This is a genomic window from Clostridium beijerinckii (genome assembly GCA_003129525.1).
GTDB classification, from domain to species: Bacteria; Bacillota; Clostridia; order Clostridiales; family Clostridiaceae; genus Clostridium; species Clostridium beijerinckii_D.
In genome coordinates, this window is the sequence record CP029329.1 from 1,324,549 (window position 1) to 1,342,825 (window position 18,277).

The window sequence follows — 18,277 nt, forward strand, 5'->3', positions numbered from 1 at the left end:
AGATTTACAATAAATAGAAGGTTTAGATATAAAGAATGAGCCTTTAGAAGAATCAAATTTAGTACAGAAAATTGTGGATATAAAAAAAAGAAGAAAATCAGTATATAAGAAATTTGGATTTAATATTAGAGGAAGAGTCAAGAAATTTTTATGTATAGAATATTATGTAAGATAAAGATTATAATTCAAAATATTTTTTATTTTGGAAGAAAGTCTCTTGATTTAATTAATTCAAAAGATATATAATATTAATATGCAGATGTGGCGGAATTGGCAGACGCACTAGACTTAGGATCTAGCGCTTTTCGGTGTAAGGGTTCGACTCCCTTCATCTGCACCAATATGCGAAAGTGACTCAACGGTAGAGTGCCACCTTCCCAAGGTGGACGCTGCGGGTTCGAATCCCGTCTTTCGCTCCATAATATATTTAATTAATGCATAATATAAAGTATGCATTAATTTTTTTACTCAACTTTACAACTCGGAATTTGCTTTGGTAATCAAAGAAAAAAGAACTTTCTAAGAAATAGAAGTTCTTTTTTCTAATAAATAGTAAATTTAATAATAGGAATTACTCAATGCTTTTAATTAATTTATCTAAAGTCAAATTAACAATCATTTCTTCTGAGTAGAATTTCTCACCCATTATTTTAAAAATCATATCTGATTTTTTATAACCTTCTTTATAAAGTTTTAAATTTTTAGTTATTCTCTTAAGTGTGTTTTTAGGAATATTCAATTCTAATGTTAATTCTTTAAAAGAGTAATAATCCTTTTTTAATATATCAAATAATTTATTTTGAAGATCTAACTTATATCGAAGATCGACTTCTTTGGATTGATGGGGTCCGTATTTTCCTCTATGATGTGATGAACACAAATATTTATAATTTAACTCTATATCAAAGCCACCTTCACTTCTGTGAACAATATGATGTATATCAGCTTCGGCATTACATATTTCACATAAAGACAATATTTTAATCCTCCTTAGAATTTATCTCATATTACATATGAAATTACTTGACATGTAATATTATAAAGTAATCAATAAGAAATATCAATTTTAATATATAGAATATAGTATAATTTAACAAAAAAGAAACTAAATGGAGTATAATATAAATAGAGACAAACAAATTTCAAATAACAAATATAGGAAACTAAAAAATAGAATGTAGTATTCTTTATACTATGATAAAAGATAAGGGATAACATTGATATATTATATTTTATAAAATATTAACTGGGAAGGTGAGTGAATTGAGGGAAAATTATAATTCAATTAATTATTGGGAAATCTTTATCAACGAAAATAAAACAATAAGAGGACATATGTTTACGCAAAAACCACCTAATGAAAACAGTATTTATTTTCATACACTTATGTTTTCAAATAAAAATGGAATAAATAATTTATGGGGATACTTTCCTAATATAAGGAGTCTACTGGGATATATTCAGTATTCATTTCTACAAGAAGCCTTTTATAAATGGATATATGGACAGGAAAAACTAGTCACTAAGATTCCACAGTTAACAGTTGATAAAATAGCTGATGAAGGAGAAAAACTGAAGAAAATAAGTAAAGAAACTTGCATTGATATGAAAAGAGAGTATGAACTTCTAAGCAGATTATGGGAAATGCCTGTTGATAAAATTGAAAGAGAATTAAGAAAATTTGTTATAAATTTTAATAGAAGATGGATGGGTGATAATAAAGAATTTATATATATAAAATTTTTTAAGACTCCAGAAGAATTGGGAGAGTTTGTGATTTCATCTACTCTATTAACGGGTACAGAAGAAGAACTAGAAAATAGAATAGGTATGACAATAGGTGAATGGAGAGAAATTTGCAAGGTTGCAGTAAAAGATTCAAGAAAAGGTCAAATATTTAGAAAAGTTTTGCTGAAAAAATTAAGTGAAGTATATTAAAAAAAGTTAAGCGACAAACATTTTGTATATAAGCGTTAAATATTAGAAAACGATAAGCTTTACAATGAAAACCTTTTAATAAAAATAATAGAAGAGGTATTTATTTAGTTACTTAGTGAATTATAATAAATATCTCTTCTATCTTAATGTATCATAAGTTTTATGTTGCGTAAAATTAAATGTTTTCAACAGAAGCTATGCTTTGGGATGAAATTCCAAGCATTTCACCAGTAAAACCAAGTCCCTCTTCAGTAGTAGCTTTAATATTTATCTTATTAATATCTATAGCAAGAGCTGCTGATATGTTTTCTCTCATATTTTCTATATGTGGTAACATTTTAGGCTTTTGAGCTATTATTGTAGCATCTATATTATTTATTAAATATCCAGCTTTAAAAACTAGTTTGCCAGTCTCTTGAAGTAATGCAATACTAGATATCCCCTTAAAGGTATTATCCGTATCTGGAAAGTGCCTGCCAATGTCCCCCAGTGCACATGCTCCTAGTAGGGAATCCATTATAGCATGAAGAAGTACGTCTGCATCAGAATGACCTAGTAATCCTTTATCATATGGAATTTCAACTCCACCTAAAATTAACTTTCTGTTTTCAACTAATCTATGTACATCATATCCTAATCCAACTCTCATATAGTCACCTCGTTTAAATGTTTTAATATAATATATATTTTAACATATATATTGTAATTCACAATGCGAACTATACATTGTGAATTACAACATATATATTATAATGGTTGGTTATATAAAAAAACAAGTCAGTATGCTAATTAGAAACACGTCTGTTTTTATTAATATATATATTTTTAGATGGCATTGTCTTAATGTTAAATTTAACAAAAAATAAAGAAATAAATTTGTTTATAATGAAATGTATAAATGTTATTCTACGTTTTTTTATAAAGTCTACATAAATAATTTTACTTTTCATAAATAATCTCCAAAATATTGATTTCAAATCAAGTGTATAAAGGTTTATGGATAAGTAGATTTATATGCTATAATAACATAGTATGAATAAGTTATATAAAGAGTTAATCTTTTAAAGAGGTGTTAATTATATGGAAAATTTGAGCTTTAATAAAGATAAATATGTATTTGCTTCACTCCCATCAATGTTATTAATAGGAGATTCAGCAGAATACAATAGAAATAAACAAATAGCTTTATTTTTGAATGAATTAAACATGTATAGTGTTTTACTTAAAGACTTAGTAAACTTTTCACTTAAAGAAAATGATAGAAATATAGCTTTAAACATAGCTTATTACATAACTGATAATGATGATTTACTTAAAACAATAATTCGAAAAAAAGATTTACCCATATCAAAGCTAAGTAAGTTAACTAAGATTAAATCTGAACAGATAGAAAAATGTAGAGATTATATTATAGCTTATTATATAATATTAACAAATCCTGATTATAGACTTATACAAGAATATTTTAGAATAAAATTAAGAGAAGATAATAATGTAATCGGCATTTCAAATAAGAAGCAGGATTTGTATAAGGGTTTAGTAATAAGATCATTAAAAAAATCTGCTTATATAGTAACTTCTAAAGGCGAATTTATGAAAATAAAAACTGATAGTAAAGCAAGTATTGGGGAACTTTCAGAGGGGAGAAAAAAGAAAACTCTAAGAAACTATAGAATACATATTTCTATTTTGTTATTTATACTCATATTAATCGGAAGTGGAATTATTATTGAATACAGAAGAACTCAAAGTATAGTTGTTATTGAAACAACTTCAAATATAAAAATTAATATTAATAAATTTAATAAAGTTATATATGCATATTCACCTACTGATAAAGGACAGAAACTTATTGATAATGTTGATATTTTGAATAAAGATATTGATGAGGCTATGGCTGAAATATTTAAATATGCATTAAATAATGAAATGTTGGATTTAAGCAAAAAAACTTTGGTGACAATAAATGGACAAGCGATAAAATATGGTTTACTTACTAAAACCAATAAAATTATATCTGAAAATAATATACCTATAGTTATAAATAATTCAGGTAATCAACAAAAGTTACCACAATATTTAACACAAGATGAAGAAGATAAAACAGAAAAATAACTCTCAATAGAGAGTTATTTTTCTGTTTTATTTAAAATTTCTTTAAATGTATTCATATCATATTTAGAGCTGATATAAATCCTATCAAGTTTAAGGGAATTATCGCCTCTATCTGAAAGACCTCTTTGAGTTGTAAATCCTAAGATATAACCAGCATCTTTCGCTGCTTGTATACTATTATCATTAAAATCTCCAAAAGGATAGGCAATTGAATAAACTTTTTTACCTGTCATTGATTCTAAGGATTTCTTGGATTCTTTTAATTCAGTAAGTTGCTCATCATAAGTCATTTTATCAAGATTAGGATGATTGACAGTATGACTTTGAATATCTATGCCATAACTGCTCATTTCATTTATAGCCTCTTTTGATAAATAATAATTACCATCTAACGCAGATGTTATGCAAAATATAGTCGCTACCATATTGAAATCTTTTAATATAGGGAAAGCGTTATAGTAATTATCCATATATCCATCATCGAAAGTAATAACTATACTTTTATTTGGAATAGGAGAGTTGTTTAATAAATATTCCTTAAGTTCATTTAAAGTCAATGTTATATAACCTTCATCTTTTATGTACTTAAGTTGGGTTTTAAGATTTTCAGGAGTTATTGTCACTTCATTATCGGCAGATTCTTTAACAGAATGATAATATAATACTGGTACACCTCTATTATCATTGATTAAAGTAACTTCACCAAAAGCTCGAATATCTTGAAGTATATTTTTATCATTATTGATATATTCTTGATTTTTGGAATCGTTTTCTATAATGAGTTGTTTTCTCGTATCATCATTAGTTGTTGCAGTATTTTTTGGATAAATATTATTGTATATAATGTAGACACTTAATATAAGAATGAAGATAACAATAAGAAAAGTTAAAATGTTTTTATTTTGAGAAATACTTTTTATTAAAGAATATCTTTTTGAATTATTATTTCTAGACATAGATCTATTAATTGACCTCCTTACATTGGAATTTAAGAAACTATTCTATTATCATTATATCCTAAATTATAATAAAATCGCTCAAACTTTAAATAAAATTTAATCAATTTTATTCAGTTATTTCAATATGAAATTAGAATAATATTATTAAAAGTATAGCATAATATAAGCAGAGGACAACTTATTAACATTATACACAGGCACCTGTGGATAACCTGTTATAAATATGTTAACATACATAATATTACATATTAATTTTGTGGATATATAATGAATGAAGTCATAAAAAGTATAAATTAAAGAGGTGTTAAAATGACTCTTATAGCCAATATAACAGGCGTAATAATCATAGGTTCCATGTTATGTACAGCTTATCCACAACAATTGTGTATAAGTTGTAAAATACAAAGTGAAAATAAATTTAAAATTGGGGAAAAGTCTATAATTAAAAACTTAGATTATTTAAAAGAAGACATAAAAATACCACAACTAGTAGATGGAAATGACGAAAAAGCGATAAAATTGATAAATAGTGTAATTAATAAAGACATTTTACCCAAAATAGAAGACGCGGAAAAAATCTCAAAAGAATATTTTGCAGGAGCAGGACAAGAAAAGCCAATATTTCCATATGAAATTCATTCAAGATATACAATAGCTGAAGATAATAACATACTTTTAAGTTTATATAATGATTATTACGAGTATTTAGGAGGAGCCCATGGAATGACAACAAGGACTTCTTATACAATAGATAAAGAAAAAGAAAGTATAATAACTCTAAAGGAGTTATTCGTTAAAGGATATAAGTATAGTGATATAATTAATAAAAAGATAAAAGAAGACATTAGCAAGAATCCTGAGAATTATTTTGATTCAGGAAATGAATTTAAGGGTATTAGCGAAACTCAAAGTTTCTATATAGAAGGTGATAATCTTGTGATTTATTATCAATTATATGATATAGCACCTTATGTATTTGGGATTCCTGAATTTAAAATTCCACTAAAATCATTTGATGAAAATTATATTTACTATAAAAGCTTAAAAGAATAATAAAGAATAGGAAGCAAGAAATAATAAATGCTGTAAAAAAGATTTACATAAATATGAGTTTGGAATCTATCTTAGAGGATTTACTATGGTGTATGAAGAAACGAACATAAATTTAAAAAAAATGAAGCAAAAGAAAAAGATGTCTCTAAAATTAGTTTTGATATGTTGAGACATCTTTCTAATATATATAATATTTTATATTAATTTCTTAGCTTTTGTCATGAGCATTGGTATTTTTATTTCCTCTAAATCCGTAGCTGTCCGAAATAACTCTTCCAATTCCAGTTACTTTGCCTGTTATACAACTTCTACAATGAGCTGGTGTATCACCTGTGCATATTTTGCCTGGATATAGAGCATAAAGCTTTCTATATTCACCTTCAGTTACATTAGGCATTACAACATTAGCACCACTTTGAAGTGCAATTATTCTCCCATTTGGAGTTAAAGATTCCATTGCAGTTGTTGCAGGAATATTTATATCAGGAAGTATCAAACGTGTTAAAGCCATAACTTTTAAGGATAAAGTAAGATTTCCACCTTGTGCATCTTTTAAAGGAGTATCCTCATTAGGTATAAATGGACCTATGCCTATCATATCTGCATTTATTTTTTTAAAGAATAATATATCATTAGCAATAGATTCCAAAGTCTGATTTGGAAGACCAACAAGAATACCACTTCCAACTTCATATCCTAAATCACTTAAATTTTTTAAACAATTCAATCTTTCTTCGAAACTCATATTGGGATCCATATCTTCATAGAGTTTTTTATCTGTAGTTTCAATACGTATTAAATATCTATCAGCACCAGCTTCTTTAAATGATTTATACTCATCATAAGTCTTTTCACCTAAACTTAAGGTCAAGGCAACACCTAATTTTTTTATTTCTTTTACTATATTAGTCATTCTCTCTTTAGTAAAGTAATCATCTTCACCACCTTGAAGAACAATAGTTTTATAACCATAACTAACTGCTTTTTTTGCAAAATCTAAGATTTCTTCTTGTGTTAGTCTGTATCTTTCAATATTTTTATTATCTCTTCTTAATCCACAATACATGCAATTTCTTTTACATATGTTTGTAAATTCAATTAATCCTCTTAAATGAACATAGTCACCTAGATACGTTTGACGAATTTCATCTGCTGCCTTAAAAAGTTCTTCATTTATATTATCATTTTGTAATAATTCTAATATTTCTTCTTTATCTAAATTATGAGTAACTTTAGCTTTTTCAATAAGTTTATTCATAGCGCCTCCTAAGTCAAAATAAAATTAATAATTAACTGTTATTAGTATACTATAGAATTTAAAAACATAACAATATAATAGTTCTAATTAATAAGCGAAATCAAATAAATATATATATAATTGTATAATGGAGATAAACAGTTATAAAAAGTAACTAAAGTAAAAAGGCTATATCAAAGTAATTATTAGTTAGCTTGATATAGCCCCAATTTAGTTATCTGGTTATGTGAAATTATAACTTGTTTTAAGCTGCCTTATTTTTTTCTCTGTGATCATTTTTTTCTTGAGATTTTTCATTTTTGTCTTCAATAGCATCTCTAATTAATTTAAATATTTGTATTATTAAAGTTGGAACGAAAGCAAATAAGTGAATTAATAATAGTTGATTAGTGCTAAGTGGAGTTATTTCAAATAATCCTTGAAGGAATGGTATAAGTAAAACTGCATTTACTAAAACAACACCTGCTATAAAAGCTATCCAGCTGAATTTATTACTGAAAACTCCAAGTGAAAATATAGATCTTTTTCCACGGCAGTTAAATCCATGGAATAATCGAGCTAAACATAATGTACTAAATGCCATAGTCATAGCAATTCCATTATTGCCTGTAGCTAAACCAATATGATAAGAAACCATAGTAAATATTCCTATAATTAAACCTTGAATACTGACATCTTGAATGAAATCTTTAGTTAATATAGATTCACTAGCATCTCTAGGTTTGTCTTTTAAAACATCTTTTTTAGATTTTTCCATACCAATTGCAATAGCTGGTAAGCTATCTGTTAATAAATTAATAAATAATAAATGTACTGCAGCAAATGGTACTGGAAGTGCAAATAGTGATGAATACAGTACTGCAAGTATTCCTGACATATTACCTGAAAGAAGGAATTTAATTGAGTTCTTTATATTAGCATAAATATTTCTTCCATTAGTAATTGATTTAACAATAGTTGCAAAATTATCATCTGTTAAAATCATTGAAGCAGCATCTTTTGATACTTCAGTACCAGTTATACCCATTGCAATACCAATATCGGCTTGCTTTAAGGCTGGAGCATCATTAACGCCATCTCCAGTCATAGCAACAATTTTGCCTTTATCTTGCCATGCTTTAACGATTCTTATTTTATGTTCAGGTGATACTCTAGCATAAACTGAAATATGTGTTAACTTAGAATTGAGTTCATCATCGGACATCTTATCAAGTTCTAATCCTTCTACAGCTAAATCGCCTTCTTGTAAGATTCCAATTTCCTTAGCAATAGCAGAAGCTGTAATCTTATGATCACCAGTAATCATAATTGGTTTAATAGAAGCTTTTATACAATCTGCAACTGCTGCTTTAGATTCTTCTCTAGGTGGATCAATCATTGAAATTAATCCTAAGAAAGTATAGTTATCTTCATCTTCTAATGTAAGCTCTTTATTTTCATCAAGTTCTTTATAAGCAAAAGCTAAAACTCTTAAGCCTTGTGACGAAAGTTCCTTATTAATATTATTTATAGTAGTTTTATCTTTTTCAGTAAAGGCTACTACTCCATTGGAAGTTTTAATTGAAGTTACTCTATTCATTAAGACATCAAGAGCACCTTTAGTAAGCATTGTATACTTGCCATTTATTTCATGAAGTGTACTCATAAGCTTTCTATCAGAGTCAAAAGGAATTTCCCTAAGTCTTTCATAAGTATTTCTACAGTCAATTTCATTTAAAGAATATTTATGACCTAAATTTACAAAAGCAACTTCGGTTGGATCACCGATTTCAGCGCCATCTATAGAGGTAGAGTCATTACAAAGTACAGAACTAGTTAAAAGAAAGTTTGAATCAGGATCTTTAAAATCTATCTCGTCACTATCAATTAACTTATTATCAACAAAAATCTTTTGAACAGTCATTTTGTTTTGAGTTAATGTACCAGTTTTATCAGAACAAATAATAGACACACAGCCAAGACCTTCAACAGCCTTAAGCTTTTTAATGATTGCATGTTCTTTAGCCATTGATTGAGTTCCAATAGCAAGTACAATTGTAACTATTGAACTAAGAGCTTCAGGAATGGCAGCAACAGCAAGAGCTACAGCAAACATTAATGAATCTAAAAGAGGCGTACCTCGATACATGCTTAATCCAAACACAATTACACATATGCCAAGTATCCCAATGGCTAATTTTTTAGAAAAGTCGTCTATAGAAACTTGAAGTGGAGTGGTTTTTTCTTCTGTTTCTTCGAGTAGAGTAGCGATTTTTCCAAGTTCTGTGTTCATACCAGTGTTAGTTACAAGGACAGTAGCTCTACCATAAGTTACTAATGAACTAGAGAAAACCATATTTTTTTGATCACCTAAAGCAACTTCATCCTTATTAATAACATCAGGAAATTTATCGACACTTTCAGATTCTCCGGTTAATGAGCTTTCATTAACCTTAAGTGAATAATTTTCTAAAATCCTACCATCAGCAACAACTAAGTCTCCGGCTTCTAATACTAAAATATCTCCTGGAACAACATCCTTTGAAGCTATTTCAATTTTAACTCCATTTCTAATAACTTTGGCATTAGGAGCAGATAAAGCTTTTAAACTAGCTAGAGATTGTTCGGCTTTAACATATTGGACAGTACCTAAAATGGCATTCATAGTTATAACAGCTATAATTACAATAGTACTTTCCATATTACCAGTAATAGCTGAAATAATAGCAGCAACAATTAAAATAACTACTAATAAATCTTTAAACTGTTCTGCAAATATAGAGAACATACTCTTCTTTTTCTTTTCATTTAAAATGTTTTCGCCAACAGAATTTATTATTTCGGTAGCTTTTGCACTAGTCAGTCCGTTTAAGGTCACATCAAAGTCTTTCATAGACTCTTCTGTGGTTTTACAAAAATATTTTTTCATGTAACATCTTCCTTTCAAATCTTAATAAGGTACATTTATACACATTTGAATAAATTCTTATTGAATAATTGCAAAATAGATCCAATAAAATGAGTGTAAAAAATTAAAATTCCTATGGCATCTAAAAAATAGCTGTTTAAAGATGCCGAAAGTCTTCTTATAATAATTATTAACAAAAAAGACCTTTAATATAACTTCAAATTTTTGAAGTTATATTAAAAGTCTCGTTGCCACATGGGCACATAACACCAGACTATAAATATAGTCGCGATTGTTGATGTCATATTTATAACTACTCCCTTTTAACATAAAATAACTATTAATATTAATATATTGTAAAAAGGACAAACTGTCAATGATTTAATTTTTATTTTACATGAATTTAACTGAAGGGTAGAATAAGTACATTTTAGATAAACAGGGTTAAAAGCTATTAATTAATTTTATAGATACGATTTTAATAAGATAACAAATAAACCTAGAATATCATAAGTATCTCAAAAAAAGATAAAAATAGACTAAATAAGTGAGGATATTATACGAATATAATATTATATTCATATAATTAATAACTTATTCTTGTTAACGTGTGCAAAAGGATCTAATTTATTTAGGGGGAAAGAAAATGAAAACAAACTTTAAAAGATTAAAAAATATAAAAATTGTACAAAGCATAATAATAATAGTAATTATATCTTTATTATCCACAATCACTATTGGGGTTTTAGGATACATAAATACAGCTAAAATGTATAATGCAAATATAGAAATGTATAAGAATGTAATTCCTAATTTGAGTGATTGGGGAGAAGTTAACGGAAATATGGGAGTTTTAAGAAATACGTTAACTAAGATAATTGATAGACCATTTGATGAAGCAAATGAGAAAACAATGTTAGAATTAAATAAAAATATAACAGATATAATAAATAAAAATGTTACTTTATCAGAAAATAATAGTGAAGAGCATGAAATGGTTATGGCATTGAAAGAGGGATATGAACATTATTATTCTTTCATACCTAATATTATTGAACAAAGAAAGAATAATATAATCCCAGATGCTAAAATAACAAATGTTGATATGGGTGTATATGGAACAGAAATTGCTAAGCAAAACACAGCACTTATACAATATCAAAAGGATAAAGCAACAACTGAAATCAACAATTCTAAAAGTTTATATGAAAAAAACATAGCTATGTTTATAAGTATAACAGGTGTATCTATTGTAATATTAGCTTTAATATCAATAGGAATAATACTTATGATTAGGAATTCAACAAAAGGATTTATACATAAAGTATCTGTTTTATCAGAAGGTGATTTTACAGTAGAATTTGATAATGAATTATCTAATGAATTTGGGCTAATGGAGGGTGCATTAGGTAAAACTATAAGTTCTATTGCAAATACTATTTCTAAAATAAAAGATGATTCAATACAGGTTAATAATAATTCTATTTCGCTTACAAATGTGTCAGAAGAAATGAAGTGTTCCATAGAAGAGGTATCTAATGCAATTCAAGATGTAGCAAAAGGATCAGGTGAGCAAGCTAGTCAACTTATGAAAATAAATAATGATGTAAGCTCTTTTGGAGATAAAATAGAAATAATAACACAATCTATAAGTAAAGTAGATGAAAATACTAAAAATATTAGTAATAGAGCAAATGAAAGTGATACTAAGTTAAAAAATCTAGGTGTTTCTATGAATGAAATTGCAACATCTTATAATGAAGCAAGAAAAAGAGTTACTGATTTAAGTCTTAGTGTGGATAAAATAACAGAAATAACTAATATGATTAATGGGATAGCAGAGCAAACTAATTTACTTGCTCTAAATGCCGCAATTGAGGCAGCAAGGGCTGGAGAAGCTGGAAGAGGATTTTCTATTGTTGCAGATGAAATTAGAAAATTAGCAGAACAATCTAAAAGTTCATCGCAGGATATAAATGATTTATTGAGTGTTATAAGTACAGAGACTAACCTAGTTGAAGAAACAACAACTTCTGCTAATGAAGAATTAAAAGAACAAATTAATATAATAAGTGAAACTATAACGTCATTCAGAGAAATAGTAAAATCTATAGATGAGATAGTACCACAAGTTGATGAAATGAATCATTCAATAATTGACATTAAGAAAAGAAAAGATAATATTATAGAAAGTGTAGAAACTTCATCAGCTGTATCAGAAGAAAATTCAGCATCTGCGGAAGAAATTACTGCATCATCACAGGAAATGGAGGCGGCTGCATCTCAAGTTTCAAAATCATCAGAAGAATTAAAATCTATAATGCAAGAGATTATAAATCAAATTGAAAAATTTACTTTATAGACATATTTTTTTGATTGTGCCTAAGTACTAGAAAGTGAAATTGGAAATTAAATAGAAGAATTTGTATGATTAAATATTCTATTTAAGTTATAATATATTAATAGAATATTTAGTGGAGGTTTAAATTATGACTGGACTTGTACTTGAGGGTGGAGCATTTAGAGGATTATTTACAGCAGGTGTATTAGATGCACTTTTAGACATAAAAGCAGAAATAAAATATGTGATAGGGGTTTCAGCAGGAGCCACCAATGCTTACTCATATGTCTCTAAACAAAGAGGAAGAAATTTAGAGATAATGGAAAGATTCATGGATAATAAAAGATATATTAGCTATGGAAATTTAATTAGGTGCAAGTCTATTATGGATTTAGATTTTGTATTCGATGAGATACCCAATAAGCATTGTATTTTTGATTATAAAACTTTTCACGAATTTGATGGAAAGATGTTAGCAGGAGCTTTTAACATTGAAACTGGAGACGTTGAATATTTTGACAAAGACTTATTAGATAAAAGAAGTTCAATTCTTAGGGCAAGTATTGCAATACCACTGATGTTTCCATTCGAAAAAATTAATGGACAATATTATGCAGATGGAGGTCTTTCAGACCCTATACCAGTTAAGAAATCAATAGCTGATGGTAATGATAAAAATATAATTGTATTAACAAGAAATGAAGGATATAGAAAGAAAAAATCTAAAGCTACTGAAATAACATATAAAATCTATAAAAAGAAATATCCAAAGCTAGCGAATGTATTGAAAGAGAGATATATTAAATATAACGAACAGCTTGATTATTGCAAAGGTTTGGAAGAAAATGGAGAAGCAATTATAATAAGACCTACAATAAGTATGAATATAAGTAGATTTGAAAGAGATAAAAGTAAATTAAAGGCAATATATCAAAATGGATATGATTTAATCACAAATGATAAAGAGAAAATACTTAATTATATAAGATGATTTTAGCTGATATATAGCCGTTATAATACTTCACATGAAAAGCTTCACTTTAAAGATAAAAAACACTTCTTAATATTAAAATTGGGTTTAATATTTAAGAAGTGTTTTTTGTAGAATAAATTTATATAATTCAAAAAAATATATAAAATAATAAGAAATACATTGAAAAACAATGTCAAATAATATAAAATAAAGATAAATAAATAAAAAACAAGAACAAATAAGCGGAAAGGAGAAAAAGGGAAATGGATAAAATAATTATGTCTCCTAGAATTAAAAGATTAAAAGAAAAGATGTTACGTGATAAAAGATATGCATCTGTTGAACAAGCACTTATAATAACTGAAACATATAAGCAAAATGAAGATAAGCCGATTATTATAAAAAGAGCATTAGCACTAAAAAATTCTCTGTTAAAATTAGAAATTGATGTAGAAGATGAAGAATTAATTGTTAGTAACCGTACTAAAGGGGTTAGATATGGAGTTGTCTTCCCTGAAAGTGGGAGTTCATGGATTGATAGGGAAATTGAAGATTTGCCAACTAGAGCGCAAGATAAATTCAATGTAAATCCAGAAGATATAGAAAAATTTCGTAAAATTATTAAACCATATTGGAAAGAGCGATCATTAGAAGATGTAATTAGAAAGAGATTTGGAAAAGAAATTGATGAAATTGCAAAGGTAGTAAAAATCAATCAAAAAGATCATGCACAAGGTCACATATGTCCGAATTGTAAGGAATGGCTTGCATTAGGTCCAGAAGGAATAAAACAAAAAGCACTTAAAAAAATAAAGGATTCCAATAAAGAAAACAAAGATTTTTATGAGAGCATAGTAATTGTTATGGAAGGTACTCAAGAATTTATGATGAGATACCATAACTTAATGAAAGAAAGAGCTAATACTGTATCTGACGGAGTCTTAAAATCAAACATGTTTGCAGTTGCAGAAAACTGTGAAAATCTTTCAAAAAGACCTGCGAAGTCTTTTCATGAAGCAGTTCAATCTATTTGGTTCTTATTTGTTATACTTCATATGGAATCAAATGCATCATCATTTTCTCCAGGAAGAATGGATGAATTCTTATATCCATATTACAAGAAGGATATAGAAGATGGAATACTTGATAATGAAAAAGCCTTAGAAATAATTGAATGTATTTGGTTAAAGTTTAATCAAATTGTATATTTAAGAAATTCTCATAGTGCTAAATTCTTTGCAGGATTTCCTATAGGTTTTAATATTGCAATCGGTGGTCAAAATGAAGATGGAAATGATTTTTCTAATGAACTATCATTCTTATTTTTAAAGGCACAAGAACATTTAGGATTACCACAACCTAACTTATCTGTAAGATTGCATAAAGAAACATCTGAAGAATTATTAAAGGAAAGCATAAAAGTTGTAGCAAGAGGTAGTGGGATGCCACAATTTTTTAATGATGAAGCAGTAATTTCTTCTATTATGAAACTTGGTATTTCTGAAAAGGATGCAAGAGACTATGCAATTGTTGGCTGTGTAGAGATTACAACACAAGGTAATAATCTTGGGTGGAGCGATGCTGCCATGTTTAATTTAAATAAAACTTTAGAATTAACACTTAATAATGGTAATTGCTTACTTACAGGTGATTCAATTGCTCCGAACTTAGGGAATATAACAAACTATAAAACTTATGAAGAGTTAGAAAAAGCATTTGAGAGTGAAATAGATTATTTTATTGATAAGATGATTTTAGCTTGTGAACAAGTTGAAAAGGCGCATATAGATGTGCTGCCATCACCATTTTTATCATCAGTTATAGATGATTGTATAGAAAAAGGAATTGATGTTACAGCAGGCGGAGCAGTTTATAATCTATCAGGGATTCAAATGATACAAGTTGCAAATTTAGCAGATAGTTTAGCTGCAATTAAACTTTTAGTATATGATGAAAAAAGAATTTCAAAAGAAGATTTATTAAAAGCTCTTCAAAGTAATTTCGAAGGATATGAAGTTATAAGAGCAATGCTATTAAATCGTGCACCCAAGTATGGTAATGATGTTGAATGGGTAGATGAAATTGGAGCTAAATGGGCTAGATATTTTAATAACAAATTAACTCATTATACGAATTATCGTGGTGGAAGATATCATACAGGAATGTATACAGTATCGGCACACGTACCAATGGGAGAAAATGTAGGTGCATCTACAGATGGAAGATATGCAAAACAACCATTAGCTGATGGAGGAATGTCACCAGTTTATGGACGAGATGCGGCAGGACCTACAGCTGTATTAAATTCTGTATCAAGATTAGATAATATATTAACGACTAATGGTGGATTATTAAATATGAAATTCTTACCCGAATTCTTTAAAACTGAAAATGGTGTTGATAAATTCTCAAAATTCCTAAGGACCTTTGTGGACCTGGAGATACCTCATATTCAGTTTAATGTATTAAGAAGAGAAGATTTGTTAGATGCTCAAAAGAACCCTGAAAACTATCGTAGTCTAACTGTGCGCGTAGCAGGATATACAGCATATTTTACTGAACTTGCAGGAGAATTGCAAAATGAAATTATAGCAAGAACAAGTTATGGAGATGTATAGCTTATGAAAAAAAATGATACATTAATAGGAAGGATTTTTGACATTCGAAGATTTTCAGCTCATGATGGTGATGGAATAAGAACAACAATCTTTTTTAAAGGTTGTCCATTAAAGTGTGTGTGGTGTCAAAATCCAGAGGGTATTTCTCCAGAAGAGAATTTAATATGTTTTGAGAATAAATGCATTAATTGTGGGCTATGCACAAAAAATTGCTCCAATAAATCCATAATAGAAAAAGATAATAAGATATGTATTATTAAAGAAAAGTGTACAGATGAACAAAATAAAGTTGCAATTGATATTTGTCCTACAGGTGCATTGACCATGGACTGTAAGAATTATTCTTTAGATCAAATAGTTGAAATATCAATAAAAGATAAAGCGTTTTTTAAATATGGTGGTGGAGTTACTTTATCTGGTGGAGAACCATTTTCCCAAAAGGATTTCATTATTGCTTTGCTCAAACGTCTAAAAGAGATTGGCATAAATACAGCTATAGAAACTTCACTATTTGTATCTAGCGAATATTTATTAGAAGCACTACCTTACCTTGATATGATTTTTGCGGATTTTAAAGTATTTGATAATGAAAAGCACAAAGCTTTTACGGGAGTTTCTAATGATCTTATTAAAAAGAATATTAAGCTTATTTTAGAAAGTGATAAGAAAGATTGCGTTATTATTAGAACACCATTAATACCAAACTTTACAGCAAACAATGATAATATTAATAATATAAGTAAATATATTTTAGATATTCATCCAAATGTAAAATATGAATTGCTGAATTATAATCCACTTGCAAAATCAAAATATAACTTGATGGATAATTTAAATTATTGTTTTGAAGAAAATCCTAAAATGTATACAGATGATCAAATGAAGTATTTTCATGATATTGCTTATTCTGCAGGAATAAAAAACTTAATAAAATAATAAAAATATATAGGTTTAAATTAAGACTTTATCCGATAGCTACCATACAACACTCCTACTTATATGATCAACTGGGATATAATGAATGCACGCTCCTAGACGAGGCACCCCTTGAACTTTGATATGCAAAAGTAATGATAATATTGTTTATATAAAGACTTTTATTATAACATATATAAATAAAAAAATTGAAAACAGAAAGGAAGAATGAAAATGTTAATATTAATCGATGATGCAAATTTAGAGGCAATCAAAAAAATCTATGAAAAATTTCCATGTGATGGAGTAACAACAAATCCTTCTATCTTAAAAAAGCAAGGTGGAAATCCAATGGAAGTGTTAAAAGCAATTAGAGAATTCTTACCAGAAGGAGCACAACTTCATGCACAAGTAGTATCATTAACTGCTGAAAAAATAGTTGATGAAGCTCATCATATGTTAGAAGTACTTGGTAAAGACACTTTTATAAAAGTTCCTGTAACAAGTGAAGGAATTAAAGCAATGAAACTATTGAAGAAGGAAAATGTAAATATCACAGCTACAGCTATATATACATCAATGCAAGCATTTATTGCAGCAAAAGCAGGAGCGAGATATACAGCACCATATGTAAATAGAATAGATAATATGGGAGCAGATGGTGTGCAAGTTGCAAAAGACATTCATGATATGTTTAAAATTCATAAATTAAATGCTGATGTACTCGCAGCAAGTTTTAAAAACTCACAACAAGTTTTAAACTTATGTAAACATGGAATTGGATCTGTTACAGCAGCACCAGATGTAATAGAAGGATTAATTAAACATGATGCAACTACTAATGCAGTAGATGTGTTTACAAAAGATTTCTATAGTCTAGTTGGTGAAGGAAATACAATGGAGAATTTATAGTTAAATTTTTTTGATTTTTATGAAAAGCTGATTAACAAAGGAGCTGTTGCAAAATAGAAATTTAATTTCTATTTTGAATAGCTCACTTTTTTACAAAGAATTAAAAGAACATTTCTAAGAATAGGATTATTAGTATATAACTTAGTTGCATTGATTAATAAATTAATACAAAAGGATTATAGAAATAATAAAAAGTATATCAATTAAATTTTCTAATAGAAACAGAAATATAAATTTAAAAGGTATAGCTTATGAACTTTATTTTGTATATTTAAGTCTTATAGGATTTAATTTATATTAGATTTGTG

13 protein-coding genes and 2 tRNA genes are annotated in these 18,277 nt (G+C 27.6%); 10 read left to right on the top strand and 5 right to left on the bottom strand.

The features are described from left to right. Positions 1–255: 255 nt before the first annotated feature. Positions 256–340 (top strand) — tRNA-Leu (locus DIC82_05725). 4 nt (positions 341–344) lie between these two features. Beyond that, positions 345–419, top strand: a tRNA-Gly gene (locus tag DIC82_05730). Positions 420–571: 152 nt separating this feature from the next. Here the strand turns inward: DIC82_05730 and DIC82_05735 are convergent. Further along, entirely contained in the window at positions 572–976 is a 405-nt protein-coding gene (locus DIC82_05735; protein AWK50566.1) for an HNH endonuclease, read from the bottom strand. A 287-nt stretch (positions 977–1,263) separates the two neighbouring features. Between DIC82_05735 and DIC82_05740 the strand changes: the two genes are divergently transcribed. Further along, the gene (locus tag DIC82_05740) at positions 1,264–1,938 is read left to right on the top strand and encodes a hypothetical protein (GenBank protein ID AWK50567.1); all 675 of its coding nucleotides are present in this window, start codon (positions 1,264–1,266) and stop codon (positions 1,936–1,938) included. Positions 1,939–2,113: 175 nt separating this feature from the next. On the opposite strand, the gene DIC82_05745 is transcribed toward DIC82_05740, so the two are convergent. After that, positions 2,114–2,587, bottom strand: coding sequence for a 2-C-methyl-D-erythritol 2,4-cyclodiphosphate synthase (locus tag DIC82_05745; GenBank protein ID AWK50568.1), 474 nt, complete (start codon positions 2,585–2,587; stop codon positions 2,114–2,116). A gap of 431 nt (positions 2,588–3,018) precedes the next feature. On the opposite strand from DIC82_05745, the gene DIC82_05750 reads away from it, so the two are divergent. Then, complete coding sequence (locus DIC82_05750; GenBank protein ID AWK50569.1) at positions 3,019–4,053, top strand: hypothetical protein; 1,035 nt, start codon at positions 3,019–3,021, stop codon at positions 4,051–4,053. A gap of 14 nt (positions 4,054–4,067) precedes the next feature. On the opposite strand, the gene DIC82_05755 is transcribed toward DIC82_05750, so the two are convergent. After that, complete coding sequence (locus tag DIC82_05755) at positions 4,068–5,009, bottom strand: polysaccharide deacetylase (protein AWK50570.1); 942 nt, start codon at positions 5,007–5,009, stop codon at positions 4,068–4,070. A 312-nt stretch (positions 5,010–5,321) separates the two neighbouring features. Here DIC82_05755 and DIC82_05760 point away from each other — a divergent pair, with 312 nt between their 5' ends. Then, positions 5,322–6,065 carry a DUF3298/DUF4163 domain-containing protein gene (locus DIC82_05760; GenBank protein AWK50571.1) on the top strand — a complete coding sequence of 248 codons (744 nt, stop codon included), beginning with the start codon at positions 5,322–5,324 and terminating at the stop codon, positions 6,063–6,065. 208 nt (positions 6,066–6,273) lie between these two features. On the opposite strand, the gene DIC82_05765 is transcribed toward DIC82_05760, so the two are convergent. Together DIC82_05765 and DIC82_05770 are read right to left on the bottom strand one after the other, a co-directional pair. Then, entirely contained in the window at positions 6,274–7,323 is a 1,050-nt protein-coding gene (locus DIC82_05765; GenBank protein AWK50572.1) for a [FeFe] hydrogenase H-cluster radical SAM maturase HydE, read from the bottom strand. 244 nt (positions 7,324–7,567) lie between these two features. Then, the gene (locus DIC82_05770; protein ID AWK50573.1) at positions 7,568–10,231 is read right to left on the bottom strand and encodes an ATPase; all 2,664 of its coding nucleotides are present in this window, start codon (positions 10,229–10,231) and stop codon (positions 7,568–7,570) included. Positions 10,232–10,856: 625 nt separating this feature from the next. On the opposite strand from DIC82_05770, the gene DIC82_05775 reads away from it, so the two are divergent. From DIC82_05775 to DIC82_05795, 5 genes are all read left to right on the top strand, one after another. Continuing rightward, a complete protein-coding gene (locus tag DIC82_05775) occupies positions 10,857–12,572 on the top strand; it encodes a methyl-accepting chemotaxis protein (protein ID AWK50574.1) in 1,716 nt (571 codons plus the stop codon). Positions 12,573–12,699: 127 nt separating this feature from the next. After that, a complete protein-coding gene (locus DIC82_05780) occupies positions 12,700–13,542 on the top strand; it encodes a patatin family protein (GenBank protein AWK50575.1) in 843 nt (280 codons plus the stop codon). A gap of 245 nt (positions 13,543–13,787) precedes the next feature. Then, positions 13,788–16,142 (top strand): formate C-acetyltransferase/glycerol dehydratase family glycyl radical enzyme, encoded by a 2,355-nt coding sequence (locus DIC82_05785; GenBank protein AWK50576.1) that lies wholly within the window; start codon positions 13,788–13,790, stop codon positions 16,140–16,142. Between the two features lie 3 nt (positions 16,143–16,145). Continuing rightward, a complete protein-coding gene (locus DIC82_05790; GenBank protein AWK50577.1) occupies positions 16,146–17,078 on the top strand; it encodes a glycyl-radical enzyme activating protein in 933 nt (310 codons plus the stop codon). Between the two features lie 213 nt (positions 17,079–17,291). Continuing rightward, the gene (locus DIC82_05795; protein ID AWK50578.1) at positions 17,292–17,969 is read left to right on the top strand and encodes a fructose-6-phosphate aldolase; all 678 of its coding nucleotides are present in this window, start codon (positions 17,292–17,294) and stop codon (positions 17,967–17,969) included. Positions 17,970–18,277: the final 308 nt, after the last annotated feature.

Coding starts and splice junctions, on each gene's coding strand:
- DIC82_05745 (AWK50568.1), bottom strand. CDS start 2,587: ATGAGAGTTGGATTAGGATATGATGTACATAGATTAGTTGAAAACAGA.
- DIC82_05750 (AWK50569.1), top strand. CDS start 3,019: ATGGAAAATTTGAGCTTTAATAAAGATAAATATGTATTTGCTTCACTC.
- DIC82_05765 (AWK50572.1), bottom strand. CDS start 7,323: ATGAATAAACTTATTGAAAAAGCTAAAGTTACTCATAATTTAGATAAA.
- DIC82_05785 (AWK50576.1), top strand. CDS start 13,788: ATGGATAAAATAATTATGTCTCCTAGAATTAAAAGATTAAAAGAAAAG.
- DIC82_05780 (AWK50575.1), top strand. CDS start 12,700: ATGACTGGACTTGTACTTGAGGGTGGAGCATTTAGAGGATTATTTACA.
- DIC82_05775 (AWK50574.1), top strand. CDS start 10,857: ATGAAAACAAACTTTAAAAGATTAAAAAATATAAAAATTGTACAAAGC.
- DIC82_05795 (AWK50578.1), top strand. CDS start 17,292: ATGTTAATATTAATCGATGATGCAAATTTAGAGGCAATCAAAAAAATC.
- DIC82_05760 (AWK50571.1), top strand. CDS start 5,322: ATGACTCTTATAGCCAATATAACAGGCGTAATAATCATAGGTTCCATG.
- DIC82_05790 (AWK50577.1), top strand. CDS start 16,146: ATGAAAAAAAATGATACATTAATAGGAAGGATTTTTGACATTCGAAGA.
- DIC82_05770 (AWK50573.1), bottom strand. CDS start 10,231: ATGAAAAAATATTTTTGTAAAACCACAGAAGAGTCTATGAAAGACTTT.
- DIC82_05755 (AWK50570.1), bottom strand. CDS start 5,009: ATGTCTAGAAATAATAATTCAAAAAGATATTCTTTAATAAAAAGTATT.